Source organism: Synechococcus sp. CS-603 (assembly GCF_977929215.1).
Genome location: NZ_OZ376778.1, coordinates 1,765,901 through 1,791,057, shown reverse-complemented (window position 1 = coordinate 1,791,057; position 25,157 = coordinate 1,765,901). Strand labels below are relative to the sequence as shown.

The 25,157-nt window shown below is 63.4% G+C and carries 29 protein-coding genes and 1 riboswitch; of the genes, 15 read left to right on the top strand and 14 right to left on the bottom strand.

The features are described 5' to 3' along the window. Positions 1–103 precede the first annotated feature (103 nt). The gene (locus tag ACXMDM_RS09405; protein ID WP_071801517.1) at positions 104–532 is read left to right on the top strand and encodes a response regulator transcription factor; all 429 of its coding nucleotides are present in this window, start codon (positions 104–106) and stop codon (positions 530–532) included. 510 nt (positions 533–1,042) lie between these two features. Here the strand turns inward: ACXMDM_RS09405 and ACXMDM_RS09400 are convergent. The 3 genes from ACXMDM_RS09400 to ACXMDM_RS09390 form a co-directional block, all read right to left on the bottom strand. Next, positions 1,043–1,381, bottom strand: coding sequence for an ArsR/SmtB family transcription factor (locus ACXMDM_RS09400; RefSeq protein ID WP_370454104.1), 339 nt, complete (start codon positions 1,379–1,381; stop codon positions 1,043–1,045). Positions 1,382–1,936: 555 nt separating this feature from the next. Beyond that, positions 1,937–2,119 carry a hypothetical protein gene (locus tag ACXMDM_RS09395; RefSeq protein WP_071801514.1) on the bottom strand — a complete coding sequence of 61 codons (183 nt, stop codon included), beginning with the start codon at positions 2,117–2,119 and terminating at the stop codon, positions 1,937–1,939. A 107-nt stretch (positions 2,120–2,226) separates the two neighbouring features. Further along, a complete protein-coding gene (locus ACXMDM_RS09390) occupies positions 2,227–2,433 on the bottom strand; it encodes a DUF8657 domain-containing function (RefSeq protein WP_071801513.1) in 207 nt (68 codons plus the stop codon). A 266-nt stretch (positions 2,434–2,699) separates the two neighbouring features. Here ACXMDM_RS09390 and ACXMDM_RS09385 point away from each other — a divergent pair, with 266 nt between their 5' ends. From ACXMDM_RS09385 to ACXMDM_RS09355, 7 genes are read left to right on the top strand one after another with little or no spacing between them, the layout of a single operon-like run. Then, positions 2,700–3,830, top strand: coding sequence for a type III polyketide synthase (locus ACXMDM_RS09385; RefSeq protein ID WP_233830749.1), 1,131 nt, complete (start codon positions 2,700–2,702; stop codon positions 3,828–3,830). Further along, on the top strand, positions 3,827–4,576 hold the full coding sequence (locus ACXMDM_RS09380) for a methyltransferase domain-containing protein (protein ID WP_071801512.1): 750 nt from the start codon (positions 3,827–3,829) through the stop codon (positions 4,574–4,576). The genes ACXMDM_RS09385 and ACXMDM_RS09380 overlap by 4 nt, the downstream gene beginning before the upstream one ends. A gap of 12 nt (positions 4,577–4,588) precedes the next feature. Beyond that, positions 4,589–5,743: an NAD(P)/FAD-dependent oxidoreductase gene (locus ACXMDM_RS09375; RefSeq protein ID WP_071801511.1), complete on the top strand. Its 1,155-nt coding sequence runs from the start codon at positions 4,589–4,591 to the stop codon at positions 5,741–5,743. A 10-nt stretch (positions 5,744–5,753) separates the two neighbouring features. Continuing rightward, positions 5,754–6,698, top strand: coding sequence for a PilN family protein (locus tag ACXMDM_RS09370; protein WP_145536759.1), 945 nt, complete (start codon positions 5,754–5,756; stop codon positions 6,696–6,698). Next, positions 6,698–7,534 (top strand): MotA/TolQ/ExbB proton channel family protein, encoded by an 837-nt coding sequence (locus tag ACXMDM_RS09365; RefSeq protein ID WP_071801509.1) that lies wholly within the window; start codon positions 6,698–6,700, stop codon positions 7,532–7,534. Before ACXMDM_RS09370 ends, ACXMDM_RS09365 begins: the two co-directional genes overlap by 1 nt. After that, a complete protein-coding gene (locus tag ACXMDM_RS09360) occupies positions 7,512–8,003 on the top strand; it encodes a hypothetical protein (protein WP_071801508.1) in 492 nt (163 codons plus the stop codon). The genes ACXMDM_RS09365 and ACXMDM_RS09360 overlap by 23 nt, the downstream gene beginning before the upstream one ends. Before the next feature lie 49 nt (positions 8,004–8,052). Further along, positions 8,053–8,616, top strand: a complete 564-nt coding sequence (locus tag ACXMDM_RS09355) for a hypothetical protein (RefSeq protein ID WP_071801507.1) — start codon at positions 8,053–8,055, stop codon at positions 8,614–8,616. A gap of 34 nt (positions 8,617–8,650) precedes the next feature. Here the strand turns inward: ACXMDM_RS09355 and ACXMDM_RS09350 are convergent, their stop codons facing one another. Next, complete coding sequence (locus ACXMDM_RS09350) at positions 8,651–9,022, bottom strand: AbrB family transcriptional regulator (protein ID WP_071801506.1); 372 nt, start codon at positions 9,020–9,022, stop codon at positions 8,651–8,653. A 201-nt stretch (positions 9,023–9,223) separates the two neighbouring features. Between ACXMDM_RS09350 and ACXMDM_RS09345 the strand changes: the two genes are divergently transcribed. The 5 genes from ACXMDM_RS09345 to ACXMDM_RS09325 all read left to right on the top strand — a co-directional run bounded on the left by ACXMDM_RS09345 (position 9,224) and on the right by ACXMDM_RS09325 (position 12,857). Next, on the top strand, positions 9,224–10,192 hold the full coding sequence (locus ACXMDM_RS09345) for a DMT family transporter (RefSeq protein WP_259723142.1): 969 nt from the start codon (positions 9,224–9,226) through the stop codon (positions 10,190–10,192). A gap of 169 nt (positions 10,193–10,361) precedes the next feature. After that, positions 10,362–10,751, top strand: a complete 390-nt coding sequence (locus tag ACXMDM_RS09340; RefSeq protein WP_311134013.1) for a DCC1-like thiol-disulfide oxidoreductase family protein — start codon at positions 10,362–10,364, stop codon at positions 10,749–10,751. A gap of 3 nt (positions 10,752–10,754) precedes the next feature. After that, positions 10,755–11,672, top strand: a complete 918-nt coding sequence (locus ACXMDM_RS09335) for a gamma-glutamylcyclotransferase family protein (RefSeq protein WP_071801503.1) — start codon at positions 10,755–10,757, stop codon at positions 11,670–11,672. Positions 11,673–11,731: 59 nt separating this feature from the next. Beyond that, the gene (locus tag ACXMDM_RS09330; RefSeq protein ID WP_259723143.1) at positions 11,732–12,565 is read left to right on the top strand and encodes a transglutaminase-like domain-containing protein; all 834 of its coding nucleotides are present in this window, start codon (positions 11,732–11,734) and stop codon (positions 12,563–12,565) included. Positions 12,566–12,692: 127 nt separating this feature from the next. Then, a complete protein-coding gene (locus ACXMDM_RS09325) occupies positions 12,693–12,857 on the top strand; it encodes a hypothetical protein (RefSeq protein WP_499569480.1) in 165 nt (54 codons plus the stop codon). Here ACXMDM_RS09325 and ACXMDM_RS09320 read toward each other — a convergent pair. The 8 genes from ACXMDM_RS09320 to ACXMDM_RS09285 all read right to left on the bottom strand — a co-directional run bounded on the left by ACXMDM_RS09320 (position 12,809) and on the right by ACXMDM_RS09285 (position 19,789). Next, complete coding sequence (locus ACXMDM_RS09320) at positions 12,809–13,609, bottom strand: ABC transporter ATP-binding protein (protein ID WP_259723145.1); 801 nt, start codon at positions 13,607–13,609, stop codon at positions 12,809–12,811. The two genes, ACXMDM_RS09325 and ACXMDM_RS09320, sit on opposite strands and share 49 nt — an antisense overlap. Next, complete coding sequence (locus ACXMDM_RS09315) at positions 13,609–14,373, bottom strand: ABC transporter permease (protein ID WP_311134214.1); 765 nt, start codon at positions 14,371–14,373, stop codon at positions 13,609–13,611. Before ACXMDM_RS09315 ends, ACXMDM_RS09320 begins: the two co-directional genes overlap by 1 nt. Beyond that, entirely contained in the window at positions 14,370–15,380 is a 1,011-nt protein-coding gene (locus ACXMDM_RS09310) for an ABC transporter substrate-binding protein (RefSeq protein WP_259723146.1), read from the bottom strand. Before ACXMDM_RS09310 ends, ACXMDM_RS09315 begins: the two co-directional genes overlap by 4 nt. A gap of 130 nt (positions 15,381–15,510) precedes the next feature. Next, positions 15,511–16,239, bottom strand: a complete 729-nt coding sequence (hypB, locus tag ACXMDM_RS09305; RefSeq protein WP_259723147.1) for a hydrogenase nickel incorporation protein HypB — start codon at positions 16,237–16,239, stop codon at positions 15,511–15,513. Between the two features lie 4 nt (positions 16,240–16,243). Continuing rightward, a complete protein-coding gene (locus ACXMDM_RS09300) occupies positions 16,244–16,666 on the bottom strand; it encodes a hydrogenase maturation nickel metallochaperone HypA/HybF (protein WP_259723148.1) in 423 nt (140 codons plus the stop codon). 4 nt (positions 16,667–16,670) lie between these two features. Continuing rightward, complete coding sequence (gene speB / locus ACXMDM_RS09295; protein ID WP_259723149.1) at positions 16,671–17,885, bottom strand: agmatinase; 1,215 nt, start codon at positions 17,883–17,885, stop codon at positions 16,671–16,673. 25 nt (positions 17,886–17,910) lie between these two features. Further along, a riboswitch (guanidine-I (ykkC/yxkD leader) is annotated at positions 17,911–18,024 on the bottom strand. 46 nt (positions 18,025–18,070) lie between these two features. Continuing rightward, complete coding sequence (locus ACXMDM_RS09290) at positions 18,071–18,457, bottom strand: NUDIX hydrolase (protein WP_071801495.1); 387 nt, start codon at positions 18,455–18,457, stop codon at positions 18,071–18,073. A gap of 57 nt (positions 18,458–18,514) precedes the next feature. Next, the gene (locus tag ACXMDM_RS09285; RefSeq protein WP_071801494.1) at positions 18,515–19,789 is read right to left on the bottom strand and encodes a PQQ-dependent sugar dehydrogenase; all 1,275 of its coding nucleotides are present in this window, start codon (positions 19,787–19,789) and stop codon (positions 18,515–18,517) included. Positions 19,790–19,898: 109 nt separating this feature from the next. On the opposite strand from ACXMDM_RS09285, the gene ACXMDM_RS09280 reads away from it, so the two are divergent. Next, positions 19,899–21,440, top strand: coding sequence for a bifunctional orotidine-5'-phosphate decarboxylase/orotate phosphoribosyltransferase (locus ACXMDM_RS09280; protein WP_083544675.1), 1,542 nt, complete (start codon positions 19,899–19,901; stop codon positions 21,438–21,440). Here ACXMDM_RS09280 and pyrC read toward each other — a convergent pair. Then, positions 21,398–22,480 carry a dihydroorotase gene (pyrC, locus tag ACXMDM_RS09275; protein WP_071801493.1) on the bottom strand — a complete coding sequence of 361 codons (1,083 nt, stop codon included), beginning with the start codon at positions 22,478–22,480 and terminating at the stop codon, positions 21,398–21,400. The genes ACXMDM_RS09280 and pyrC overlap by 43 nt on opposite strands. 46 nt (positions 22,481–22,526) lie before the next feature. Continuing rightward, on the bottom strand, positions 22,527–23,969 hold the full coding sequence (locus ACXMDM_RS09270) for a TrkH family potassium uptake protein (protein ID WP_083544553.1): 1,443 nt from the start codon (positions 23,967–23,969) through the stop codon (positions 22,527–22,529). A gap of 102 nt (positions 23,970–24,071) precedes the next feature. On the opposite strand from ACXMDM_RS09270, the gene ACXMDM_RS09265 reads away from it, so the two are divergent. After that, positions 24,072–25,142 carry an amino acid ABC transporter substrate-binding protein gene (locus ACXMDM_RS09265; protein ID WP_259723150.1) on the top strand — a complete coding sequence of 357 codons (1,071 nt, stop codon included), beginning with the start codon at positions 24,072–24,074 and terminating at the stop codon, positions 25,140–25,142. Positions 25,143–25,157: the final 15 nt, after the last annotated feature.

Here is a 25,157-nt window from a genome sequence, read left to right as displayed (position 1 = left end):
CCTGAAAACTGCTCAGTTTTTGACTAGAGTCAGGCAAAGCAAAGGGAGCACTTGCCATGTTCTTTCTCGCCATGATTGCTAATGCCAAGGTTCTTTCACTGCCATGAAACCCGATCTTTTGCTGGTTGAGCAGGAAGACCGGCGGCGCAATCAAACGATCCAATTCTTAGAAGAAGGCGGCTGGAATGTGCTGCACACCGACAACATGCTGAACGCCCATCCAATGGCGCTTAGCTTCAAGCCGAGTGTGATCATTATCAGCGACACCAATCCGGATCGAAAAGGCTTAAAAGCCTGTCAGGATATTCGCGCCGATTGCCGTACCGAAACGATTCCCATCCTGATCCTCTCAGACCTCAGCGGGGTGGCAGACAAGCTTCAAGGCTTCCGAGCTGGTGCAGACGATTATATCGCCATACCTTGTGATTTTGAAGAGTTATTTGTCAGGACCAAGGCTCTTTTATTGAATCGACACTTGATCAACACAATGCCATCGACCACCCCATGGGAAGGCCAGCTTCTGGATGTGTAAGCGATTGCCGCTGACGTTGCCTGAACCCAAGCCCAAGCCAGGGTCCCTGACAAAGGCCATCACCAGGCCAAGCGCCTTCCCCTTGCGCAACCTCTCGCAGGGGTGTGCCGACATGGCCTGCATCATCGGTTACATCGATCTGTTCACTCAGTGCCAAACAAGAGCATGCACTTCGCTTGAATAGTGCCAGACCACAACCGCTACAGGATGGCCCCTCTCCGCTTCCTTTTTGAATCCCGGATTTCAGGCAGGATCAGCCTGCCGACCCGCCGCCTCAAGAAGAAAGGGTGCAAGCAGAAGAAATGCTCGAACTGGAAAGGTGGGCAGTGCCGCTGCGGGCGCGACTGATCAGCTTTTTTGATCTCTCGAATGCCTCAGTTGAACTGCCTGATTTGAGCCACCAGACCTGGGTGGGGCTGGAGTCTTTCAAGACCCTCAGCTGCTGTTGGCTCGTCGCGGTTGGTCTTGGTTGAGGCCATTCGCACGGTTTCTGGCACAGAGCGCTTGATATCAAACAATCGAGGCCAAAACCTCAAGCTGTTGGCGGCGCGTGGCTGTCAATAACTTCTCGGCTTGACCCATGAATTTGAAGACCTTTTTGTCCATCACCTCGTAGTAAACAAGGCTGCCAGCCGGACGGCGGGCAACCACCCCGGCAATGTTGAGCAACTTGAGGTGCTTCGAAACCAACGCTTGGCTGAGACCCGTTGCCTCCACCACAGCGGTGACATTGAGAGGCCCAGACCGCAGGGCTTCAAGCACAGCCAGGCGATTCGGTTCAGAAAAAACCTTGAAGTAGTCCGCGAGAGCTTCCATAGGAAAAAACCCTAGCGCGGAATCAACAAACATGATGGTTCGTCAACGCGTTTTCAGGGTTACGAACTATAGCGATAGCGTTGTTTGAAAAGCAAACAGTACATCGACCCGCAGTCAAGGCCATGGCCACGGAGGATTTAAGAACAAGGTGACGCAGCGTCGGATCGCATGGTCACAGGGGAGACTCAGCCGATGACAGCAGCAGAGGTCAAAGCGATGAAACGGCTGGATGGGTTTGCTCAAAGTGGACGGAACGAACCGGAGTGCCGCGTTGGATTTTCGGCTCCAAAGCAGCTATCAGCCGCTGCGTCGAAGAAAAAAGGACCAGATCATCACGACGGGCTGTGGGAGGTGGCAGCGGACGCTTGGCTGGGGGTTCCTTCAGCAAGCCCAGTCCTACGACCAAGATGTTGACGCCAATCATCACGAAGGCAGCGGCACCAACACCCGCCAGGATTCTGAAACCCAGGGGCAGGCCCCTGGGCGCCGGCAAGTCGTCATCGTCGGCAGAGTTTTGATGCGACTGGTGTGTGCCGTTCACGCCTTGCCCTGGCCCTTGGTCTGTCGATGATGACAGGGACAATCAAGTCAAGGCTTGTGAAGGCTGAGCAACTCGGCGCCATAGGCCTCACTGAAGCTGGCCTGCATCTGCCAGAGCTCCAACAAAGACTTCGAGATCCTGCGCAGATCTTCAATGTCCGTGCAGGCGTCGATCGCCCGGCCTTGGGCCTCGACGGCGAACTGACGGCTGAGGGGGAGGGTTTCAGTCATGGGCCTCAGGGATTACTTCGAAATGATACGAAGTCTTGACGGCAACCGCCAGCAGGTTATCCGTACCAGAGCAATGAAAACTTATGGGTGCGATGGTTGCCGGGTTGTCAGGCCGGCATCAGCTCCGCAATCCTGAGTTGATGGAGGGGAACGGAGAACGGAGGTGATCCTTGCCGGGAGAGCGGCCAGCGGCGCAGCCAGCAACGATCGGCATCAGCATCGAGGCTCAGAACTTGGTAGATGGTGTCGCCCTTGCTGGCCAAACGGACAAAGGCTCCTTGCTCAACGGGACCAGCGAGGTGTTCAAGCGTCATGGGGAAGCTCTACAACGAAGACAGGCAGGAATGGAAAGGCTCGACAACAGGCGGACCTGGAGCCGACGCACTTAACGTAACGTTCTAAGTAGGAGTATTGACAAGCATTCACAAGTCAGTCATCTCTTTGCTGAGACCCTGACCAAGCCGGATCAGGCGACTGACGCAGCCCGGTTTGCTTGGGACAGGGTTCTGGCTTGGCCGAGGGAATCGCTCACTGCGGTCAGAATGATGTCCCGCAATGCCAGATCGATTTCCGTGTCAGCTTGAAGCCCACTGTTCTCGAAGCGATCGCGACCGGCAACCCGCCGTACAGGAGGTCGCAGCAGGAGCTTGCCGCCTTCATGGCCCGCATCGAAGGATTGCCCGCAGGACTTGAGGAACGCATCGCCTCCACCTTTCGGCGATCGGGCATCGAGCACCGCTACAGCTGCCTGGAGGATTTTGGCCAGGAGGAGGCGGATCATTTCAACTTTTTTCCAAACAACTGGCAGCTCTCGCCCCTACCGAGCACCGCGAAGCGCAACGGTCTGTACAGCCGCCTGGCGCTGCCTCTGGCCGAAACGGTGGCCCGTGACGCACTGGCGCAGGCGGGCTGCAGCGCCGAGCAGATCACGCACCTGATTGTGGTGAGTTGCACCGGATTCTTCGCTCCAGGCCTCGATATCCAGCTGATACAACGGCTGGGGATTCCGCCCAGCGCAGAGCGCAGCCTGATCGGTTTCATGGGCTGCAATGCGGCCTTCAACGGCCTGAAGCTGGCCGATGCGATCTGCCGCGCCTCCCCGGCAAGCACCCGGGTGCTGATGGTCTGCGTGGAGCTCTGCACCCTGCATATGCAGCGTCCCGACAATGTGGAGAACGTGATCGTCAACGCACTCTTCGGGGATGGGGCGGCCGCTGCCGTTCTCTCTTGCCGGGATCCCAAACGGGGTCAGCTGACCTATCGGGACAGCGCCTGCACGATCGCCGAGCACTCGCTTGAGGCGATGACCTGGGAGATCGGCGACACAGGCTTCCTGATGAAGTTGGCGGCCAGCGTTCCCCAGCGCATCCAGCACGCCCTTCCCGGTTTTCTTAAGCCATGGTTGCAGCGCCATGGGCTCGATGCTTCTGGCATCGACCTCTGGGCTGTCCATCCCGGCGGCCGCCAGATCCTCGATCTGGTGCAACAAGGCCAAGCCCTGCCGACGCAAGCCCTCGCAGCCTCCTACGGGGTGCTGCGCGATTTCGGCAACATGAGCTCACCGACGATCCTGTTCATCTTGAAACATTGGATGGCGTTGCCGCCCCAAAACCCTGCGGCTGTGCCTCACCAGGGGGTTGCCCTGGGGTTCGGGCCTGGCCTCTCGATCGAAGCTGCCCTGTTTCAACACTATGACTCCGAAAGCCGATGACCTCCCCGCCGCCCCTGTTCCCCTCGTTCAAGGTCCGCACCGACCAGGACGAGCTGATGGATGATTTTTCGATCACCGATCAGCGGCTCACCAGTGCGCTCGATCAACTTCGCGTCGTCAATCAGACCCTGGGTGGCTACAGCGCCCCGATGAAGATCCTCAGACCCTTGCTGTTGCAGGCAACAGATCAACCGCTGCGGATCCTCGATCTCGGCACGGGGATCGCCGATTTTCCTGAATATCTCGTGCGTTGGGTCGCTCGGCATGCGCCCGGACGCACCCTCGCGATCGTTGCGGTCGATGCCAATCCGGTCACCGTGGAGTACGCCCGCCAGGCGCTCTCCAGGCGGCTGCCCCCCGATCTGCAGCCCTCCATCAGAGTGGACGTGGCCGATGCCCTGGCGCTGCCTTACCCCGAGCAGTCCTTCGATGTGGTGATCGCTTCGATGTTTCTGCACCACTTCGCCCATGCCAAGGCGGTACAGGTGATGGAGAGCATGGGGCGGCTGGCGCGCCGCGGAATCCTGATCAACGATCTGCAGCGCCACCCCCTGGCCTACGCCGGCATCTATGGGCTCACGCGCCTGCTGCAGGCTTCGGAGATGATGCAGAACGACGGCCCCATCTCAGTTCTGCGGGGTTTCGAGGCCAGGGAACTCCAAGCGATCGCCACAGAAGCCGGGCTCGAGCACGTTTCGATTCAATGGTGCTGGGCTTTTCGCTGGCTACTGAGCACCATCCGCTGAACCGGCGCCCCTATGACCCTCCACGACGCGATCATCATCGGGGCTGGCCTGGCTGGTTCAAGCATGGCCATCCAGCTGGCTGAACGGGGCCACTCGGTGCTGCTGCTGGAGCAACAGCATTTCCCGCTGCACAAACTCTGCGGCGAATTCCTCTCTGTTGAGGTCACCGAGATCTTCGGGCGCCTTGGCATCCTCGACGCGGTGCGCACGGCCGGCGCGGTGCCGATTCAGAAGGCCAGCCTCAGCACCAGCACGGGGGAGTCATTCGACGGCCAGCTGCCCGGCACGGCGCTGGGGCTGAGCCGCTACGCCCTCGATAAAATCCTCTGGGACCGCGCCTCTGAAGCCGGAGCCCGCTGCCTTGATCGCACGCCCGTCACCGCGGTCAGGGGCAGCTTGGACGACGGCTTCGTGGTGAGCACAGCCGATCGTCAGTACCGCTCAAAGCTGGTGTTCGGAGCCTATGGCAAGCGCTCCCGGCTGGACGGACAACTGGGGCGTGCCTTTGCCGCCAAGCCCAGTCCGTTCGTGGCCGGCAAGGCCCACTACCGAGGCCATCACAACGTCAAGGCGGTGGAGCTGCACGCCTTCCCGGGGGGGTATTGCGGTCTCTCAGCGATTGAATCAGGCCTGATCAACGTCTGCTGGATCGGCCACGCCGGCCTGATGCAGGCAGCGGCAGGACCGGCCAGATCGAGCCGAGGGGAGCTGTCCTCGCTGGCGGTACTCCGCCGCAATCATTTCCTGGCCAGCCGCCTGCAGGGGATGGACCGCGTCGGTGGATCGTCGCGATCCTTGAGCCGGATCAGCTTTGCCTTGAAGGGTCACTTCGACCGGGATGTCTGGATGATCGGCGATACCGCCGGCATGATTGCGCCGCTCTGCGGTGACGGCATGGCCATGGCCCTCGGCTCCGCTGACCTGGCCGCCCCGATCGCCAAGGCCTTTCTAAGCAACTCCCTGGACTCCAACGTGCTGCGCAGGCGCTACCGCAGCGATTGGAACCGGGTGTTCCTGCGGCGACTGCAGCTGGGCCGTTGCCTGCACCAAGGGTTCCTGCATCCCTCCATCGCCCGGCTAGCGGTGGGGCTGTGCAACCGCCAACCGGCGCTCGGCAACGCCCTGATCCGCGCCACCCGGGGGTCGGTGCAGGCCTGGGCGCTTTGATCGGACCGTGATGTTTAGATTTAGCGACTCGGCCCTGCCCCCGAAGGCCTGCCTTCAGGCTTTTGGTTGGATGCTGCGTGGGCTGAAGGAGACCTACGGCTGGCCAGGACTGACGGGACTCGAACCCGTCGCCTTGATCCAATTGTTGGAACGCTCCGCCAAAGACCGCAGCGAGGCTGAGCTGGTTGACCGTGTCGATCCGCTGATTCGAGCCGGCTGGATGGATCTGCTCGCTGCGCCGCGATCGGAGCGAGCGGCCCTCGCGGCAGCTGTGGCTGGCCGGATCGGCGTAACAGCAAGTGCCTTGACCCCGCTGGCCGATGCCTGCAGGCGCAGTCTCGCCCTGGGCTTCGGGGAACGGCGAGCGGCCACGGCGCCAGCTCGCCAAGGCCAGCAGGGCTGGATCGGCTTTGCGATCGCAACGATCCTGGTCGCCGCCGCAGGCTTTGTGCTCGCCGTTGAGGCAGGCCGTGGCCGCCTTGAGGTGGTGGGCCTGCGGGAGCGCAATCAGAGTCAGCAGGAAGAAATCGAAAAGTTGGAGGAAGCCCTCGCCCAGGCCCGCAACTCCCTGCAGCAGCTCGAATCATCAGCCGCGGCAGCGGTCCCGGCCAGTCCGCCGTCCCGCCTGCCGGAAGCCCCCCCCGATCCCTGGCCGATGGACAGTCAAGGCAGCACGACGTTCAGCAGCACGGAGCGCTGGAGTGGCTGCGAGACACTCCCAGCAGGGCCGGATCTGCCCCGCCCTGGTGACGTGTGGTGGCCCGTCATCGGCGGACCTGAAACACTCGAGGCGGTGCGCCGCCATTGCCGCTCGGAGGCGTCGACAACCTCCGACGGACGGACCGAAGTGGCCCGTTTCCCCGATCTTGAAGGTGCCGAACGGTTTGCCAGCAGGATCACGGCTGACCCCACGCACGGGTTCATCTTTCGGGTCGGAGAACCTACGCTGTTTTGATGGCTGTTTCAACCATCCCCGCCACGGCTGAACGGGGGGAGACCTATCCCGGCCTGCTTGAACTACCGGCACGGCGCTGGATCGAATCCTCCTCCCTGCTATCGATCGTGATCGGCGTCACGCTCACCCTGGTGGTTGTGATGCTGCTCTTTCCCTATCGCGGCAGTGTGCTCGGATCCTTCCTGCTGGATCGGGGCCTCACCCAGCCGCTCTGCTTGGCTATCGCCTTCACGGTGGTGGATTATTGCGGCCGTCGCCTGCTGGCCAGCCGCCGCGAACGTCGCCACGTCGGCAGAGACTGGATGCCTCGCGGCCTTGTTGATCTGAGGCCGTTGGATTCCGATGTCCAGACCATGCTTGTGCTGTTGTCCCAACGCCGCACGGTGATCTCGAATCGTCTCTGTCGTCTGCTGCGTTGTTTTCAGGATTCGCGCTCCAGGCAGGTCACCCGCGAGCTGCACCAAGACGACATCGCCCTGACCCAATCTGAGATCGAAGACAGCTATCTGGTGACGCGCACGATGATCTGGGTGCTGCCGATGCTGGGTTTTCTCGGCACGGTGCTGGGCATCTCCACCTCGATCGGCGGCTTCACAGGCCTGCTGGCCAATATCGATGATCTCGAAACCGTGAAGGCCAGCCTGACGGCGGTGACCGGGGGCCTCTCCACCGCCTTTGACACCACCCTGCTCGGCATTGTCACGGCGGTGCTCTGCATGGTGCTGATGAGCATCGCCGAGCGGGGAGAGCACCAGCTGGCCGGCGATATCGAGGCCTCCATCAACGACGGCTTTTTCCCCAGGCTCAGCGGCGATGCGACGAACCCGCCGGCGTAGCCGCCAGTCGGTGGAGTTGATCGGCTTCCTCGACATCCTCAGCGCCGTGATGGTGATCATCCTGATCGTGATTTCAGTGCTGGCGCTCTCCCTGGGATCGGGATCGCCGCAGCAAGCCCAGAGCCAGCCAAAGCCCGCCACACCTGAGCCAGTCGAGCCCACACCAGTGGCCCTGGTGGAGTTGGTCACGGCCGGAGGCACGCCGGTGCGCACCCCCACCAGCTTCCTGCTCTGCCGAGCCGGACAAGTCGAGCGGCACGATCCTGTCAGTGGCGAAATCACCGATCGCTGGGATCTGGACCTGGTCAGCCCAACAACGATTGCCGAAGAGATCAAGACGGCCAACATCTACCTGGCGGTGGCAGGAAGTTGTTTTGACGACCTCGATAGCCTGGTCATCGCCCTGCGCAGCTCGGGCTCCAGCCTCGGTTACGAGCCGGTGGAGGAGTCAGCACGGCGGCCATGGTGAGCAGGCGGCCATGGTGAGCAGACGGGCACGGCACCGGGCAGGAGTTGATTTGTCGCTGGACTCCCTGATTGACGTGTTCATGAACGTGCTCGGGGTGCTGATGATCACCGCCATGGTGGTTGCGCTCTCTGCCAGGGGCCCGGGCCAATCCACCGCGAAGGAAGAAACTGCCAAGGAAGAGACTGCGAAACCCGAACCAGCACCACCTCGCGTTGCCAAGCCAGAGCCGATTCGGCTGCAACTGCCCCAGCTGCAGCAATCGTTCACCCAGCCGCTTTATGTGCTGTTGACCGCAGAGGGGTTACGGCCAGTCGACAGCAGCGACCTTTCGCAACTGCAGCGCTATTTCGTCTTGGAGGAGATGGGATCTTCACTGCGAATGGAGCCCCGCCTGGGCCAGGTGATGGGACGCGACGCGTTCCAGCAGTGGCTGCGGGGCTTTGATCCCAGCCAACGGCATGTCACCGCCCTGATCAGCCCGGATGGGGTGAGGTTCTACCGCGATCTGCGCGCGGTTACCGCTGCGGCTGGATTTCGCTCCGGATGGCTGGATCATCAGACCAACATGATCGTGCTGGGCAGTGGAGGACGGTCTGGATCAGACGTGCAATGACCCCAGATCAGAGCGGCTGGAGGAGCGCAGGGCTTCAGTCGTCAGCCTCTTCACTTGCACCAGCAGGCAACAGACGAATCTGCTTTTTGCCCAACTTGATCTCGAATTCATCGCCGGGCTGGAGGCCCAGCAAGGCGGTGTAGGCCTTGCCAATCAGCAGATTGCCGTTGAACTGCACCTTGGTGACGTAGCTGAGCTTGCGCCCACCCTGGCCCACACCAGCTCCGCCAGTGGTGCCAAGGCTGACGCCTTTGGCCTCAAGAAGCGCTTCGTAGAAGGCCGTGAAGTTCAGGCGCTCGGTTCCGTCTTTCTTGACGCTCACATAACCAGCAGCCCTGACCAGCTCTGATTTGCCGACATCACCCAACTCCTTGACTTTGGTCAGCAGGTCAGATCCAGTAAGCATGGAATGAATGGAATTGCTCCTGCATAAGGTAGCAACACGAGCTGATGGCTGACTAGCCCCAAATCGAAAACTTCCAGATGAACGCACCTTCAAGCTCTGCGGCCACTGCGATCGGATCGCAGCAGAATCGATCGGAATGAATGATCCTGACGGCCCAGCCAGGCGAGGATCAAGGCCGAGCTTCCCCACGTTTGATCCCCTGTGACTCCTCTCCTCTGGCGCGGCGCTGTTCCCCTTGGGTTGTATGTGCTGCTCAAGGGCCTGAATGCAACGGTGCTGAAGGGTTTGCAGGAGATGGGTGCCCAACGGCTGGTTGACGGTGAGAATCCGATCAGCTTCTGCAATGTTTTCTTTCTGGCCCAGATGATCGTGGGCCTGGCGGTGATGCTGCCTGGGCGCAGGCAGCTGGGCCTCGACCTAGCCCGGCTCAGGCCGAGCGATCGCCGGCTGCTGGCTGTAGATGCCTTCCTGGGGTTGTTTCTTGGGCCGGTCGCCTATTACTTCGCCCTGAGTTCCCTCTCGGTGATCAGCCAGACCCTGATCTTCGCCCTGGTGCTGCCGGTGTCTGCCCTGCTGGCCCAGCGCTTGCTGGCGGAGCCGCTCCCGGATGGCTTCGGCGTGAGCTTCGGCCTGATTGGCCTGGGCTTGCTGCTGGCCAACCTGGCCGGCGGCGCCGTGGGTGGTGGCGGCATGGGCGCGGCAATGGACAACCTCGCCGGCATGAGCTGGGCCCTGCTGGGGGTACTGGCCTTTTCCGGCGCGGCGGTGACAGGCCGCAGGATCGCGTCAAAAGGTTGGTCCGGGGCGCTCACCGTGGGCCTGGCCTCCACCGTGAGCGCCCTGATCTTCGGCCTTCTGGCCCTGCTGCTGTTTGGGCCTGGTCACTTCGTGCTGCTGCAGCTGTGGTGGGTGGTGGGCGTGATCGGTCTCTACGGCCTGACGCTCTCGCTGGGCAGTGAGCTGGCCCTGCGCCGCGCCTACGCCGAGCTGCCTGTGGCCACGGTTTCGCTCTGGGGCAGCCTGACGATCGTGGTGGCGGTGCTGAGTGCGGCCCTGCTGCTCGGCGAGCAGATCTCAGCCCCGACCCTGGCGGGAGTCGGCTTGCTCCTGCTCGGTGTCAGCCGTGAGCACTGGCACCGGCGGCTGGTCACCGGGCTCAGGCGCCCCTGAGGAGGCCACCAGGGGGTGGATGAAACGGTGAGAAGTCCGGTGTAGGCCCGCTGGAGCTATGGCGGATCACGCCTGCGCTTCGGCGAGAGCTTCGTGGATATCGTTGAGGAGGACGGCGACGGCCAACGCCACCTTGATTTCAGCCATTTCAACTTGACCCATGCCCGCCATGGCCCAGCCCATGCAACTCGTCTATGACGGCGGTTGCCCGTTCTGCCGTTCCTTTGCGGCCACCAGCGCCCTGCGGGGCGAATTGCCTGGCCTGGAGATCGTGGATGGCCGCGCCGATCACCAGCTTCGTGAGCAGCTGAAACAACGGGGCTATGACCTGGCCGCCGGGGCGGTGCTGATCGAAGGAGAGCGCTGCTGGCATGGCTCGGAAGCCGTGAGCCGCTTGTGCCAGCAAATGAAGCCCAACCCCGGTGTGCTGCAGTTACTAGGCCTGGTGTTTGGCGATCCCGGCCGCAGTCGTCGTCTCTATCCGCTGCTGCTGCTGGCGCGGCGTCTGGCGCTGGGCCTCAAGGGCCTGCCGCTCGATCCATCGGCCGGCCAGGCGTAGGGCGTGGCTAGCGGCCTGGCTTCGGTGTTCGTTTACGGCACGCTCAAACGGGGCCAGAGCAACCACTCCTGGCTGGGCGGAGCACGCTTCCTCGGGCGGAGGCGTCTGCTGGGCGCGCAGCTCCATGACCTCGGGCCCTATCCGATGGCCGTGATGGCACAGCCAGCGGCTGCAGGCGATCGGCAGGGGCCGCCCCCCCTGATTCACGGCGAACTGTTTGCGGTCTCGGCGGCGGTGCTGGCCGGGCTGGACCAGCTCGAAAATGTTCCCTTCGACTACACCCGCCACTGGCTCCAGCTGGGTGACGGAACATGGGCCTGGGTGTATGTGGGCCGCCCCGAACTGGTGGCCGCAGCCCCACTGGTGCCCTTCGCCGACTGGGGCTCAACGCCGATCTTCAGCTATGGGTCGAACCTCTGCCCCGACCAGCTCTCTGCCCGCTGCGCTGGCTGGGACGGCAGTGGCCTGGTGACGACCTTGGCGGGTTGGCGCTGGAGTATCCACAAGATCCGGCTGGCGCAGGGCCCAGGCGCCGATCCAGCCGATGGCGCCGCCGGCATCCAGCCCGAACCCGGCCGCAACTGCTGGGGAGTGGTGCACCATCTCAACCCAGCCGATCGCCGCCGGCTCGATGCCTGCGAGGGCGTGGCGATCGGCCACTACCGGCCCCACACCGTGACGGTGAAGACATCGACGGTGAACAGCCCGGCGGCTGAGTACTTCGAGGCCTCCACCTATGTGCCCACAGCGGTATGGAGTGCCGAGGGGCTGCGCCCCAGCGCCGACTACGCCAGCCGCATCCTCCAGGGCCTGGCACACTGGCCCTTTCCTGCTGCCTGGCGACTGGAACTCACAGAAATTCTCGGCGGTGAGCCGCGCCATAACGACCCTGGGGCCTTCACTTCCGCACATCCGGCCTGAGCCGCGTCCGGCATCGGCAGAGTGAGCCCAGCGCGTTCAGGCAAGGAGTTCACCCAGCCATGAAAATCAATGTCGGCTGTGAGCTCACGGTGATCTGTCCCCAGCCCACACCGCTGCTGTTGCTGCTGCAGCCGCACAGCTCCCGCCAGCAGGATCTGCTGGGAGCCGATCCAATCCTGGTGGAGCCGGCGGTGCCGGTGGAGGAGTTCTGCGATAGCCAGGGCAACCGCTGCTGCCGCCTGGTGGCCCCGGCCGGCGAGAGCCACATCAGCCTCAGCACCGTGGTAGCCGACAGCGGCCAGAGCGATGCGGTGGTGCCCTCGGCCTGGCAGATGCCTGTGGAGTCGTTGCCGCCCGATGTGCTGCCCTTTCTCAACGCAAGCCGCTACTGCGAAACCGACCGGTTGATCGACACCGCCTGGAGCCTGTTCGGTGGGTCGCTCGCCGGCTGGCCGCTGGTGCAGGCGATCTGTGATCACGTTCACAGCCACATCCAGTTCAGCGGTGACGACGCCCGCTCCACCAAAACGGCCCTCGACGCGCACCAGGAAGGCCTCGGCGTCTGTCGCGACTTCGCCCATCTGGCGATCTGCTTCTGCCGTTGCCTGAACATTCCGGCCCGCTACTGCACCGGCTATGTCGGCTATACCGGCGTCACCCCCAGTCCGGAGCCGATTGATTTCTCGGCCTGGTTCGAGGCCTACCTCGATGGTTGGTGGTACACCTTCGATGCCCGCTACAACACCCCCCGTATCGGCCGGGTGCTGATCGCCCGCGGCCGCGATGCGGCCGATGTGCCCTTTCTGCGCTCCTTCGGCGAGCACGAGCTGACCGGCTTCGAGGTGATCACCCAAGCCCTGCCCGTCGGCCAGTCGCTGCCACTCCCCCGCTGAAGCAGCTTCGATCCAACGGCTTCGATCGAAAAGCTTCCATCAGCCGGTGACACCAGAAATGCCTGGATAGAATTGTCGTATCTGATACAAAAAATCCATGGTCGAATCCCAAGCCCGCCATCAGGCCATGGTTCAGTCCCTTCGCGAGCGCTACAGCACCGCCCGTAAAACCGGCGATGCCGACATCCTTCAGGCCCTGTTCCGCGAAGCCGTTTACCTCGGCATTCAACCGGAACTGGTTGATCAGGTTGTTGATGCAAATGATGTTGCCACCAGCGCTGCTGGATCCTGATCCAGACCGCGCAGGCAACCGGCCAGATCTTCGCGTAGCTCCAGAAAGCTTCGCTCCATCCGCAGCGCACTGAGGTTGCTGCGATCGAGGTTGGCCGCCACGGTGCGCACGATCCGGCCGGGCCGTGGCGCCATGATGTGGACCTTCTGGGCCATCAGCAGCGCTTCTTCCAGGTCGTGGGTGATCAGCAGGGCCGTGAGGCCAGAGCGTTCCCACAATTGAAAGAGGAATTCCTGCATCGATTCGCGGATCTGTAGATCAAGAGCACCGAAGGGCTCATCGAGCAGCACCACCTGGGGATCAGCCGCCAAGGCCCGGGCAATCGCCACCCGCTGCTGCATGCCGCCGGAGAGCTGGCGGGGAAAGCGGCTGGCTGAATCCTGCAGGCCCACCACTTCAAGGAAATAGGCGGTGCGTTCCTTGACGTCACGCTTGTTTCGCCCCTGCAGCCGCATCCCGAAGGCCACGTTGTCGGCAGCGCTCAGCCAGGGATAGAGGCTGTACTTCTGGAAGACCATGCCCCGATCGGGCCCGGGTCCGCGAACCGGGCGATCGTCCATGTGGATGGTGCCGCTGCTGGGTTGCTCCAGGCCAGCGATCAACCGCATCACGGTTGATTTTCCAGAACCTGAACTACCAACGAGCGCCACAAACTCGCCGGAGTTGATCTCGAGATTGATGTCATCGAGCACGAGTTTGCTGTCGCGGCCCTTGCCGAACGATTTGCTGACGCCTTTGACAGACAGGTGCATCAGATCGCCCAGCGACAGGTCCGGCGCATCAGCAGGCGAAAGCCCAGGTCGATCAAGAGGCCGATCAGTCCGATCACGATCAGCCCTACAAAGATTTCGTCGGTGCGCAAGAAGCGCTGGGCCAGGCTGATCCGTTTGCCGAGCCCCTCGTTAGCGGCCACCAGTTCAGCCACGATCACCAGATTCCAGGCCGCCGCCATGTTGATCCGGTAAGCATCAAGCACCTGGGGAGCGATGAACGGCGCCACCACCTTGGTGATGATCTGCAGCCCCCTCCCGCCCATGGTGAGAGCCGACTCAAGCAGTTCACGGGGCACGAACTTAACCGCATCCATTATCATCAAGGTGTTGAAGAAGAGGGTGCCGATGAAGATCAGCAGCACCTTGGGCAGCTCCCCCAGACCGAAATAGATGATCAACAGCGGGATGAAGGCCGGTGCCGGCATGTAGCGGATCAATCCCAGCAAGGGCTCCAGCAGCTGACAGACCAGCCGGTTGCTGCCCATGGCGATGCCGAGCGGCAACGAAACCAGGATCGAGAGGGCATAGCCCCCCAGCACCCGGCCGATGCTCGCCACGGCATCGTTGAGCAAGATCCCCTCCTGATACTGCTCAGCCCCGGCAGCCAGCACCTCCGCCGGGCTGGGCAGGAAGAGCGGATCGACGACCCGCGAAGCGGCCACCAGCTGCCAGAGCAGCAGCAGGCTGAAAATGCCGACCAGACCGAGCAGCCAGGGCTGATCCAGCTGCCGGCGCAGGCTCACTTGGCAGCCTCAACGAAGCGGGAATCGAACAGGTTGGTGAGATCGGGCGGGGTCTCAGCCAGACCCACCTCTTGGAGGAAGTCGCTGATCTGGGCGGCCGCGAACGGCAGCGACTGCATCGTGTCGCCGGGTTGGAACGCCCTGCGGTTGTCCTCAAGGCTGAAGATCGTGGTGCCGGCGTCGTATTCGGTGTATTCGGCCTCGCTGACACCGGCACGCTCGGCCATGATCGCCAGGCTGGATTCAGGCTGGGCCTTGATCTCAGCGAGGGTGGCGAACCAGGCATTCACCACGTTCTGCAGTTGCTCTGGGTTTTTCTCCACGAACTCAGCCCGGCAGACCAGGTGATCGCTGATCGCTCCGGGGAAATCCGCGGAAGAGAACAAGGTGGTGCTGCCGCTGCGCTTGAGGGCCTGGGTGGTGAAAGGGGCAAACACGCCCACCGCATCCACCTTGGCGGCCACGAAGGCGGCGGCGGCGGCACCAGTTTCAAGCGGAACGAAGGTGATGTCATCGGCGCTGAGGCCGGCCTGCTTGAGACCGAGCAACAGCAGGTAGTGGTCGACAGTGCCTTCTTCGGCCGCCACCGACTTGCCCTGGAGATCGGCCACGCTGCTGATGCCCTCGGCGGCGATCACCTGGTCGTTGCCGGTGGAATTGTCGTTGGTGAGCACGACCCGCAGGTCGGCGCCACCGGCGACCGAACTGATCGTGTCACCCAGGGTCTGGCTGTTGCAGTCGAGCTGGCCGGCGTTGAGTGCATTGATCGAATCGAGGTAGCCATCGAACCACTGCAGGGTGACCGGAACCCCGGCCTGCTCGAACAGGCCCTTCTCCTCGCTGACCTTCCAGGGGAACCAACCGGGCCAGGCGCTGTAGCCGATCCGCACCGGAGCGTTGCCTTCCTGGGCTGGCTGCTGGCAACTGGCGAGCAGACCGCCGCTCAAGGTGGCGAGCAGCAACAGGCTGAGGGTGCGGCTGCGTTTCTTGGCTGGAGGGTTGGTCATGACTGAATGGCTTGGGTTGGAGGGTGAAGGGGGTGGGCGGAGATCAGAAATCGTCAGCAGAGCGGGTCAGCTCAGCGGCGGGATGGCCCGTGGGCCGCGGGTGTTGACGGCGAAGCCCGCGAGCCCGTCATCAGACAGCCACCGGCTCGGGGGCGGCACGGCCGGTCTGACCCCTCAGCGCCTGGGCGTGGGAGCGGCTGGTCTCGAGCAGCCAGTGGTACCAGGCCGGTAGGCCAACGCCACTGCTGGCCGAGAGCTGGAAAACCGTGGCGGCAGGGTTGACGGCATGGATGTGCTCTTCGAAGCGCTCCACCTCCACCGGCAGATAGGGGAGCAGGTCCACCTTCGTGATCAGCACGCAATCGGCCTCGCGGAACATCACGGGGTACTTGAGCGGCTTGTCTTCGCCTTCGGTGACACTGAGCAGCGCCACCTTGCGGTGCTCACCCACCTCGAATTCAGCCGGGCAGACCAGATTTCCCACGTTCTCCACCCAGAGCAGATCGAGATCAGCCGGGGCCAGCCGCGCCTGGAGCTGGCGCAGGCCTCCGCTCACCATCGCCGCATCGAGATGGCAGGCGCGGCCGGTGGTGATCGGCACCACCGGCACACCCACCGCTTCGAGTCGCTCGGCATCAAGCTGGGTGGTCATGTCTCCCTCCAGCACCGCCATCACCAGCTGGGGAGCGAGGGCGGTGATCGTGGCTTCCAGCAAGGAGGTCTTGCCGGCACCGGGGCTGCTCATCACATTGAGACAAAGCAGCTTCCAGGCATCGAACTGCTCGCGGTTGTGATCGGCCTGGTGTTGATTGGCGGCCATCAAGTTGAGGCCGAGTGTGTCGCTGAGAGGCATGTGCATGGGGTCAGCGCGAGGAAAGTGAGGTGGACCCTGAAGACTGAGGCGAAGAAGGCTGAGGCGAGGCAGACAGAGACGAGAAGCTGTAATCAACCGAGCGGATGCGTAGTTCACGGCCGCTGATGATCTCCTCCATCGGCCGATCGCAGCAGGGGGAGCGGTAGGCCTGCTCCCGATCGGGGGAGTAGACACCGGAGCAACCCAGGCAGCGGGCCCGCAGGGGCACGGTGGCGATCTGGAGCTTCGAGCCATCCAGCCAGGTGCCCTGCACGGCAGCGGAGAAGGTGAAGCGCAGGGCCGCGGGTTCGACGCAGGTGAAATCACCCACCTCGAGGTGAACGGCCGAGACGCAGGGGATGTGGGGTTCGTGCTCCCGCTTCCACTCCTGCAAGGAGAGCAACAGGCACTTGGTCATGTCGACTTCGTGCATGGCCCTATCTCCATTTCTGGTCGACGGCCATGTTGCAGTGATCGTGCAGCCAGGCCGGCTTCTCTTTTCTGGGCAGTTGGCCGCTCACCACAAGGTGGGCCATCACATCGCAGATCACCCGGGTGGCCATCAGTGAGGTCATGTCGCTGATGTCGTAAGGGGGCGACACCTCCACCACCTCAAGGCCGCAGACCGGCACATTGCGCACGATCAGCTCCAGTAACTTCAGGGCCTCGCGTGGTAACAGGCCGCCGGGCTCGGGCCAGCCGGTGCCAGGCACGAAACCGGCGTCGATGCAGTCGATGTCGAAGGAGATATAGACGCAGTCGGTGCCATCGGTGGCGCGCTCGATCGCGAACTTGGCGGCCGCCTCCAGGCCCATGTCGCAGATGTCGGTGACGGTTAGCACGTTGGTGCCGCGCTCACGGCAGACCTTCACACCCTCACGCGGCACCTGCCAGCCGCCGATGCCCAATTGCACCAGGTTCTCGGCCGGCGCGTTGGCCATGTTGGTGGCATGGAACCAAGGGCAGGTGTGCATGCGCTCGTCGAGGTCGATCTCCTGGGTGTCGACATGACGATCGAAGTGGATGATGCCCACTTTTTTGTCGCCCAGATGGCGGCAAACGCCGCGCACAGTGGGAAAACCGATCGAATGATCGCCGCCGAGGATGATCGGAAAGGCGCCACTGCTGAACACGTGGGCCACGCCCTTGGAGATCTGATCGAAACTCTTTTCGTTGTTGGCGGGAATCGTGAAGATGTCGCCCACATCGCAGAGCCGAATCGACTCGCGCAGGTCAACGCCCATCTCGTAGTTGTAGGGCGTGTAGAGCGCCGAGATGCGACGAATGCCCTGGGGCCCGAAGCGGGTGCCGGGTCGGTAGGTGGTGCCGGAATCGTGGGGGACCCCGAGGATCGCCACATCAAACTCGCCGACGCGGTTCACGTCTTCGATGTAAGGCGCCTTCATGAAGGTGTTGATGCCCGCGTAGTGGGGCAGCTCTCCGCGCGAGAAGGTGGAGATGCGCCGATCAACAATGCTCTCGGCGGCCTCCAGGCCGTATTGCAGGCCCTGATCCACCTCCTGCTGCCAGCCGGTGAGGGGAAGTTTGCGCTCTTTTTCCAGCGCTTCGGAGCCTTCAGTGCCGGGGCGACGGTCGAAGGCTGATGAGCTCGTGCCGGAAGCTGAAGCGCCGGTGGGCGAAGGGTCTGTCATGCACGGAGGGAGTTGGAGAATGGCGGTCTCCCGGGCTTTTGTCCCTCCGTGCCACTGAATCACTTCAGTGTGTTCCTCTCGGACCAGACATTCCACCAGCAAAGAAGCTGAAGAAATCGGAACCCTAGGAATCATTTCCGCTTGTTTATAGTTACGTAAGTGGATGAGTTGCGCTGTCGCGTCCACTACGAAACCGAGCAATCCTCACCGCTTGCAGCAGCCCAAGGGCGGACATTCCCAGCGGAAGCCAGGCCACTTTGCTCCAGCTCCAGTTCGAGCATGGCCCTGCGCAGCGAGGGGGCCAGGGGACGTGGCTGATCGAGCCTGGGGGTGCAGATCGCCCCGCTGGCCATCTCGTTGAGCGAAGCGAGCACCATGTCCTGACCCTCCAGCAGCTCCAGCGCTTCTATGGGCACCGGCAGGGCCGCGCGGAAGAAATAGGCGCTTCGCTGGCTGTCGTGGTGGCTGAACCAGAGGGGCAGCTCCTGGATCTCCCCGTTGATTTCTTCCTTCAGCTCAAGGCGCAGGGCCTGCTCCGGCGTCTCGTTGGCTTCCAGGTGGCCGCCAAACAATCCCCAATGGCCTGGATAGACGATGCCGCTCCAGCATCGCCAGGGCCACCGCCACGGTCATCGGTTGCCAGAGGGCGGCGGGGCAGAGGCCGGCTCCAGGCGTAGCAACTGGCCGTCATCTGGCGAATCGGTGAGCACGTAGAGATAGCCATCGGGCCCCTGGCGCACATCCCTGACCCGCGCCCCGATTGGAATGGTCTCCTCAGACGCCACCGTTCCATCGGCCTGCAGGCTGATCCTGCGCACATCGCGCGAGACCAGCCCACCGGCGAACAGATTGCCACTCCAGCCTGGATACCGATCGCCACGGTCGATCGCCAGACCGGAGGGGGCAATCGCGGGGGTCCAGACCCGCCGTGGATCCACCAGTCCTGGTGCTGATTGAGCCGCAGAGATCGGCGGACCGGAATACTCGCGGCTATGGGTGACCACAGGCCAGCCGTAGTTCGCGCCGGCCTCCACCAAGTTGAGCTCATCGCCGCCGCGGGCGCCGTGTTCGCTCACCCAGACCCGCCCGTTGAGCGGGTCCAAGGCCAGACCCTGCACATTGCGGTGTCCGTAGCTCCAGACCTTGGGCGCTTCGCCCTGGCCGGTGGCAAAGGGATTGCCACGGGCTGGGGCTCCATCCCGGGTGATGCGCAACAGCTTGCCCAGGGCACTGCTGCGGTTCTGGGCCTGGCGGCGGATCAGCGCACCTTCGAGTTGCAGCGGCGGATTGCCGCCATCGCCGATCGACACCAGCAGGCTGCCGTCGGGAAGCCAGAGCAGGCGGGAGCCGAAATGCTGGGCTCCGGGCTTGTTCTGGGGCACCGCATAGATCACCTCCAGATCACTCAGAGACTGGCCGTTGAAGCGGGCGCGCGCCACCCGGGTGCCGTTGGCGCCACGCTCGCCTGCCGCGTAGCTCAGATAAATGAAACGGTTGCGCTCGAAATCGGGATCCACTGCCACATCCAGCAGCCCCCCTTGCCCCTGGGCCAGCACCTCGGGCACCCCGGAAATCGGCCTTGGATCGAGCACCCCATCGCGCACGAGGCGCAGGCGGCCGGGACGCTCGGTGATCAGCACGGAACCATCCGGCAACCAGGCCATCCCCCAGGGGTGCTCCAGCCCCGTGACCAGGGCCTTGGGCCGAACTGTGGTGCCCAGCCCGCCCCCGCCATGAAGCGGCGGCGTAGGAGATGGAGCCTGGCGGGCCTCCTCCGCGGCGGCGCAACCCGCCGCTGGCAACAGCAGCATGGCCAGCAGCAGGCTGAGCGGAGCGGGCTTCAGCAACTTGATGTTCAAGAGAACTTGATGTTCAAGAGGTCCTGCGGTGGGGCCGGTCGACATGACCATGATGGAGCTTCCAGGCAATGGCCAGTGGGCGGAGGCTCCATCCCATGCTCGAAGGGTTCAGGAGGCTGGCTGTGGCTGTAGCGCCGGCATGCTGGCGGAGATCATGAGCTTTTTCGTCAAACTCACCGAGGCGATGGCCAGCCGCCAGTCGCTGCTGATCACCGGACTCGATCCCAACCCGGAGATGCTGCGGACCTGGAGCCGCCACAACCCCGGCAATGGCTCCTTTCTGGCCCAGGCCCGCCGCTGGATCAAGACGGTGATCGAGGCCACCGTTGAAAATGTTTGCGCCTATAAACCGAGCCTGGGCTTCTATCAGGCGCTCGGTCCGATCGGCATCGAGCTTCTGCATGAAGTGCGTGAACTGGTGCCGCTCTCGGTGCCCCTGATCCTCGATGCCAAACACTGTGACCTGAACACGTCGTCGGCCCTGGCGCACTACGTCTTCGCCGAGCTCGGGGTCGATGCGATCACCCTCTCGCCGCTGCCGGGTCAGGACATCGTGGCGCCCTTTCTGCTCTACCCGGAGCGGGGTGTGGTGGTCACCTGCCACAGCTCCAACGCGGCCTCGAAGATCTTTCAGCACCATCCCGACGAAGACGACCCGCTCTACCTCAAGTTCGTGCGCGAGTGCCAACTCTGGGGCACAAGTGAACAGCTGCTGCTGGAGGTGGGCACCAGCAATCCGGCGGTACTGGCCCGGGTGCGGCAGGGCGCCCCGGAGCGGTTCGTGATCCTGCGCAGCCTCTGGGGAAAGGAGGAGCGGCTGGAGTCGATGCTCAAGGCAGGCCTCACCTCTTCGGCCGATGGGCTGCTGCTGCCCCTGCCCCAGAACCTGCTGGTGGAAAAGGATATTGAGCAGGGCACCGCGGCTCTGCGCCAACAGATCGAAACGATGCGGCTCCGCCTCGATGTGGGCAGCGCCGATCGCTGCTCGATCTGGTTACCGGCACCGGGCGCGCCCCGCGAACCAAAGGCGCCGAGCGAGACCCAGCCGCCGATTGATCCACTTGATGAGCTCATTCTGGCCCTGTTTGATATCGGCTGCCTGTTGTTCGGCGACTACGTCCAGGCCTCCGGTGCCATCTTCAATTACTACATCGATCTGCGCCAGATCATCTCCGATCCGAACTTGTTTCACCGGGTGCTGCATGCCTATGCCGGCCGGCTTGAGCCACTGACGTTCGATCGCATTGCCGGCATTCCCTATGGCTCCCTGCCCACGGCCACGGGGCTGTCACTGCAACTGCACAGCCCCTTGATCTATCCCCGCAAGGAGGTGAAGGCCCACGGCGCCCGCCGCCTGATCGAAGGCGACTTCCAGGAAGGCGAAAGCGTGGTGGTGGTCGACGACATTCTGATCACCGGTGGCAGTGTGCTCGATGGGATCAGCAAGCTGGAATCGTCCGGACTGGTGGTGAATGATGTGGTGGTGCTGATTGACCACGGCGGCGGCGGCATTCAGCGACTCGCTGAGGCTGGATACCGTTGTCATCCCGTTCTCAGCATCGGTCGGATCATCCAGGTGCTCCATGCCGCCGGACGCCTCAGTGATGACCAGGCGGCCCTGTTGTCGGTGAACCACCCGCCCGTGGCGGTGGATCAGGAGACCACCAGCCGCCAGGGCAAGGTCTCTCCGGCCTGAAAAGGCACCAGCCGTTCGCAGCCCCCCTCGCCGTTGTCGAGGTCGAGCTGCTTGGGCACATCGAGGGGCAAACGCCGCAATTCCACCGTGCCCGCGTTGGGCGTCAGGCCGTAGAAGCGGGGGCCGAACTCCGAAGCGAAGGCTTCGAGACGATCCAGGGCGCCTTCCTGCTCAAACACCTGGGCATAGCTTTCCAGGGCATGGGGGGCATTGAAGATGCCGGCGCAGCCACAGGCCGATTCCTTGGCACTGCGGGGGTGGGGCGCTGAATCGGTGCCGAGAAAAAATTTCGGGTTGCCCGAGGTGGCCGCCCAGCGCAGGGCCAGCCGGTGCAATTCCCGTTTGGCCACCGGCAGGCAATAGGCATGGGGCCGCAGCCCTCCCTGGAACATGGCGTTGCGATTGATCTGCAGGTGATGGGGGGTGATCGTGGCGGCCAGCTGGGGGCCGGCGTCCTGCACAAAGGCCACGGCATCGGCGGTGGTGATGTGCTCCAGCACCATCTTCAGGCCCGGGAACCGCGCCAGCATCGGCTGAAGATGACGCTCGAGAAACACATCCTCGCGATCAAAGATGTCGACGTCCAGGTCGCTGACTTCGCCATGAATCAACAGCGGCATGCCGATCCGCTCCATGGTGGCGAGCACCGGGGTGATCCGCTCGGGATCACTCACCCCAGCGGCTGAATTGGTGGTGGCATTGGCGGGATAGAGCTTGGCGGCGCTGAACACGCCGTCGGCAAAGCCCCGCTCCAGTTCGGCTGGATCGATGCTGTCGGTGAGATAGGCCGTCATCAAGGGTGTGAAGCGGCCGGCGCAGGGATGGCCGGAGGCTGCCAACGCCGCCAGGATCCGTTGCCGGTAGGCGGCCGCCGCCGCCGCCGTGGTGATCGGCGGGACGAGATTGGGCATCACGATCGCCCGGGCGAACTGGCTCGCCGTGGCACCCACCACCGCCCGAAGCATGGCGCCATCGCGCAGATGGACGTGCCAGTCGTCGGGACGGCGCAGGATCAGGGAATCGGGGGATGCTGGCGCCAAGGACTGAAGACCGGAGCGAAGGGGAAAGCGGTAATGGCTGGGGAGCTCAGACGTAAAGGTCCTCGTGCTGGTAGGAGACGCGTGGACAGGCCGGTTTGCCGAAAATCGCCGAGAGCAACAGCAGGATGCCGATCCGACCGACGAACATCCCCACCATCAACACCAGCTGGCCCCAGCGATTCAAGGCGCTCGTCACCCCCACATCAAGGCCGACGGTGGCGAAGGCCGAGATGCAGGTGAACAGTTTGTCGAGGAAGGTGAAGGTGTGCCCATCGGCGCTGGTGGCCTGGTCCAGCCCCAGCACCAGGGCCATCAACAGCACGAACAACAGCGAGGCCAGGGTGACTCCCACGGCCCGCAGCACCACCTTGTCGGAGATGGCCCGCCGGCGGATCACCACCGTGTCCAGACCCATCAGCGTGGAGCGCGTGGCGGCCACCAGGGCGGCGAAGGTGGTGGTCTTGATGCCACCGCCGGTACCCCCGGGGCTGGCACCGATGAACATCAGGGTCATCATCAGCAGCATCCCTGCTTCCGATATCGCCGCCGCCGAGAGCGGCACGGTGTTGAAGCCGGCTGTCCGGGTCGACACCGACTGGAAGATCACCACCTGAATTTCCTGCCACCACGGCAACGAAGTCAGGCCGCTGCTGCCGGTCACATGTTCGGTGAAGAGCAGGCCCAGGGCACCGAAGACCACCAGCCCGAGGGACCAGCGCAGCACCAGGCGGGTGTGCAGGCAGAAGCTGCGGATGCGCTTCACCTTGAAGCGGTTCAACCAGAGGTCGTTGGTGACCCGGTAGCCGATGCCGCCGGCCACGATCATCAAGGCGATCACCGCGTTCACCACCGGATTGCCCCGGTAGCCCTCCAGGCTGTCGCCCCAGAGGCCGAAGCCGGCGTTGCAGTAGGCGCTGATGCAGTGAAACAACGAGGCCCAGAGCCGCTCACCGGGGGAGGCGATGTCGCGAAAGCCATAGCTGAACAGCAACACGGTGCCCAGACCCACCATCCAGGCGGCCGTGATCAGGATCGAGTGGAAGGTGCTGCCCACTCCCCCCACGCCGAATTCATCGAGGGTCCGGCCCCGGTCGAGGCGACGACGCAATCCCGTTCCTCCCTGCACAAAGCCCTGCAGGAAGGTGGTGATCGCCATCAGCCCCAGGCCGCCGGTGAGAATCAACAGCAGCAGCAGCAGCTGGCCGGCAAAGGTGAGGTCCTCGCCCACGTTCACGATCGTGAGCCCTGTCACGGTGATCGCCGAAGTGACCGTGAACAGGGCTTCCCAGATCCCCACATTGGCGTTGGAGAAAGCCGGCAGCGCCATCAGCATGGTGCCGAAGACGATCACCAAAACACCGCTCACCAGGGTGAACTGGGGAACGGTGAGCCGTGATCGCCAGTGGTTCACCAGGGTGAGCCAGCTGTGCCGCGTCGCCAGCTCCTGCCCAGCCACAGGACGCTGCTTTGCGCTGAAAGACAACCGCATGCTGCCAAGTCATCGAATTATCCCAGTTGTGTTGCTGTCGAGCTTGTAACCGGTGCTCTTGCCCCCAACTGGCAAACTGCGCCCACTACTCCTTATCCACCCATGCTCCAACTGCGGCGCCTGCTCAGCGCGAGCCCCCTGCTTCTGGCCCTGGTGATCGGCGGCTGCGCCGACGAGGGCAGTGGCGGTGGCGGCGTCCAGAGCGAGAAGATGGCCACGATCCGCAGCCGCGGCAAGCTTGTTTGTGGGGTGGACGGCAAGCTGCCGGGCTTCAGCTTCCTGGGCCCCGACGGCACCTACAGCGGCCTCGATGCCGACACCTGCCGGGCCATGGCGGCCGCCCTGTTCGGTGACCCCGGCCAGGTGGAATACCGCGACCTCAACTCCAGCGAACGTTTCGCCGCCCTCGCCAGCGGTGAAGTGGACATGCTCGCCCGCAACACCACCAAAACCCTCAGCCGCGATTCGGCCGGCGGTAATGGCATCAGCTTCGGGCCCACCACCTTCTATGACGGCCAGGGAATGATGGTTCCGGCCGCCAGTGGCATCGCCAGCCTCAAGGATCTCGACGGCAAGCCGATCTGCGTCGAGAGCGGCACCACCACCGAGCTCAACTTGGCCGATCGCATGCGCGAGCAGGGCATCGCCTACACCCCCCTGAAATTCCAGACCGGCGATCAGACCTATGCCGCCTACCTGGGCAAACGCTGTGTGGCCGTCACCAGCGACCGCTCCCAGCTCGCGGCCAAGCGCAGTGGCTTCCCCGACCCCGATCAGCACGTGCTCCTCCCTGTGGTGATGAGCAAGGAACCGCTCACCCCCGCCAGCATCAACGGCGATCCCGCCTGGGCCGATGCGATTCGCTGGACGGTCTACGCCCTCTTCCAAGCTGAGGAACTGGGGATCACCCAGGCGAACGTGGCCGAAAAGCTGGCCGAAGCCAAAGCCAACACCAACCAGGCCGACCTGCGCCGCTTCCTTGGTGTGGAAGGCGATTTCGGTAAACAGCTGGGTCTGCCGGCCGACTTCGTCGTCCAGGCGGTCACTGCCGTGGGCAACTACGGCGAAATCTTCGAGCGCAACGTGGGTCGTGCCTCTGCGCTGAAACTGGATCGTGCCGAAAACCGGCAATGGACCGACGGTGGCCTGATCTATTCACCGCCGTTCCGCTGATCACACCGGATGCGT

Excerpts from the sequence above, each read along its gene's own strand:
- ACXMDM_RS09270 (WP_083544553.1), bottom strand. The coding sequence starts at position 23,969 with ATGCGGTTGTCTTTCAGCGCAAAGCAGCGTCCTGTGGCTGGGCAGGAG.
- ACXMDM_RS09395 (WP_071801514.1), bottom strand. The coding sequence starts at position 2,119 with ATGACTGAAACCCTCCCCCTCAGCCGTCAGTTCGCCGTCGAGGCCCAA.
- ACXMDM_RS09370 (WP_145536759.1), top strand. The coding sequence starts at position 5,754 with ATGTTTAGATTTAGCGACTCGGCCCTGCCCCCGAAGGCCTGCCTTCAG.
- ACXMDM_RS09265 (WP_259723150.1), top strand. The coding sequence starts at position 24,072 with ATGCTCCAACTGCGGCGCCTGCTCAGCGCGAGCCCCCTGCTTCTGGCC.
- hypB (WP_259723147.1), bottom strand. The coding sequence starts at position 16,239 with ATGCACATGCCTCTCAGCGACACACTCGGCCTCAACTTGATGGCCGCC.
- ACXMDM_RS09375 (WP_071801511.1), top strand. The coding sequence starts at position 4,589 with ATGACCCTCCACGACGCGATCATCATCGGGGCTGGCCTGGCTGGTTCA.
- ACXMDM_RS09390 (WP_071801513.1), bottom strand. The coding sequence starts at position 2,433 with ATGACGCTTGAACACCTCGCTGGTCCCGTTGAGCAAGGAGCCTTTGTC.
- ACXMDM_RS09365 (WP_071801509.1), top strand. The coding sequence starts at position 6,698 with ATGGCTGTTTCAACCATCCCCGCCACGGCTGAACGGGGGGAGACCTAT.
- ACXMDM_RS09320 (WP_259723145.1), bottom strand. The coding sequence starts at position 13,609 with ATGCACCTGTCTGTCAAAGGCGTCAGCAAATCGTTCGGCAAGGGCCGC.
- ACXMDM_RS09380 (WP_071801512.1), top strand. The coding sequence starts at position 3,827 with ATGACCTCCCCGCCGCCCCTGTTCCCCTCGTTCAAGGTCCGCACCGAC.
- ACXMDM_RS09340 (WP_311134013.1), top strand. The coding sequence starts at position 10,362 with ATGGCCCAGCCCATGCAACTCGTCTATGACGGCGGTTGCCCGTTCTGC.
- ACXMDM_RS09405 (WP_071801517.1), top strand. The coding sequence starts at position 104 with ATGAAACCCGATCTTTTGCTGGTTGAGCAGGAAGACCGGCGGCGCAAT.
- speB (WP_259723149.1), bottom strand. The coding sequence starts at position 17,885 with ATGACAGACCCTTCGCCCACCGGCGCTTCAGCTTCCGGCACGAGCTCA.
- ACXMDM_RS09325 (WP_499569480.1), top strand. The coding sequence starts at position 12,693 with ATGGTTCAGTCCCTTCGCGAGCGCTACAGCACCGCCCGTAAAACCGGC.
- ACXMDM_RS09285 (WP_071801494.1), bottom strand. The coding sequence starts at position 19,789 with ATGTCGACCGGCCCCACCGCAGGACCTCTTGAACATCAAGTTCTCTTG.
- ACXMDM_RS09280 (WP_083544675.1), top strand. The coding sequence starts at position 19,899 with ATGAGCTTTTTCGTCAAACTCACCGAGGCGATGGCCAGCCGCCAGTCG.
- ACXMDM_RS09300 (WP_259723148.1), bottom strand. The coding sequence starts at position 16,666 with ATGCACGAAGTCGACATGACCAAGTGCCTGTTGCTCTCCTTGCAGGAG.
- ACXMDM_RS09360 (WP_071801508.1), top strand. The coding sequence starts at position 7,512 with ATGCGACGAACCCGCCGGCGTAGCCGCCAGTCGGTGGAGTTGATCGGC.
- ACXMDM_RS09400 (WP_370454104.1), bottom strand. The coding sequence starts at position 1,381 with ATGTTTGTTGATTCCGCGCTAGGGTTTTTTCCTATGGAAGCTCTCGCG.
- ACXMDM_RS09330 (WP_259723143.1), top strand. The coding sequence starts at position 11,732 with ATGAAAATCAATGTCGGCTGTGAGCTCACGGTGATCTGTCCCCAGCCC.
- ACXMDM_RS09310 (WP_259723146.1), bottom strand. The coding sequence starts at position 15,380 with ATGACCAACCCTCCAGCCAAGAAACGCAGCCGCACCCTCAGCCTGTTG.
- ACXMDM_RS09350 (WP_071801506.1), bottom strand. The coding sequence starts at position 9,022 with ATGCTTACTGGATCTGACCTGCTGACCAAAGTCAAGGAGTTGGGTGAT.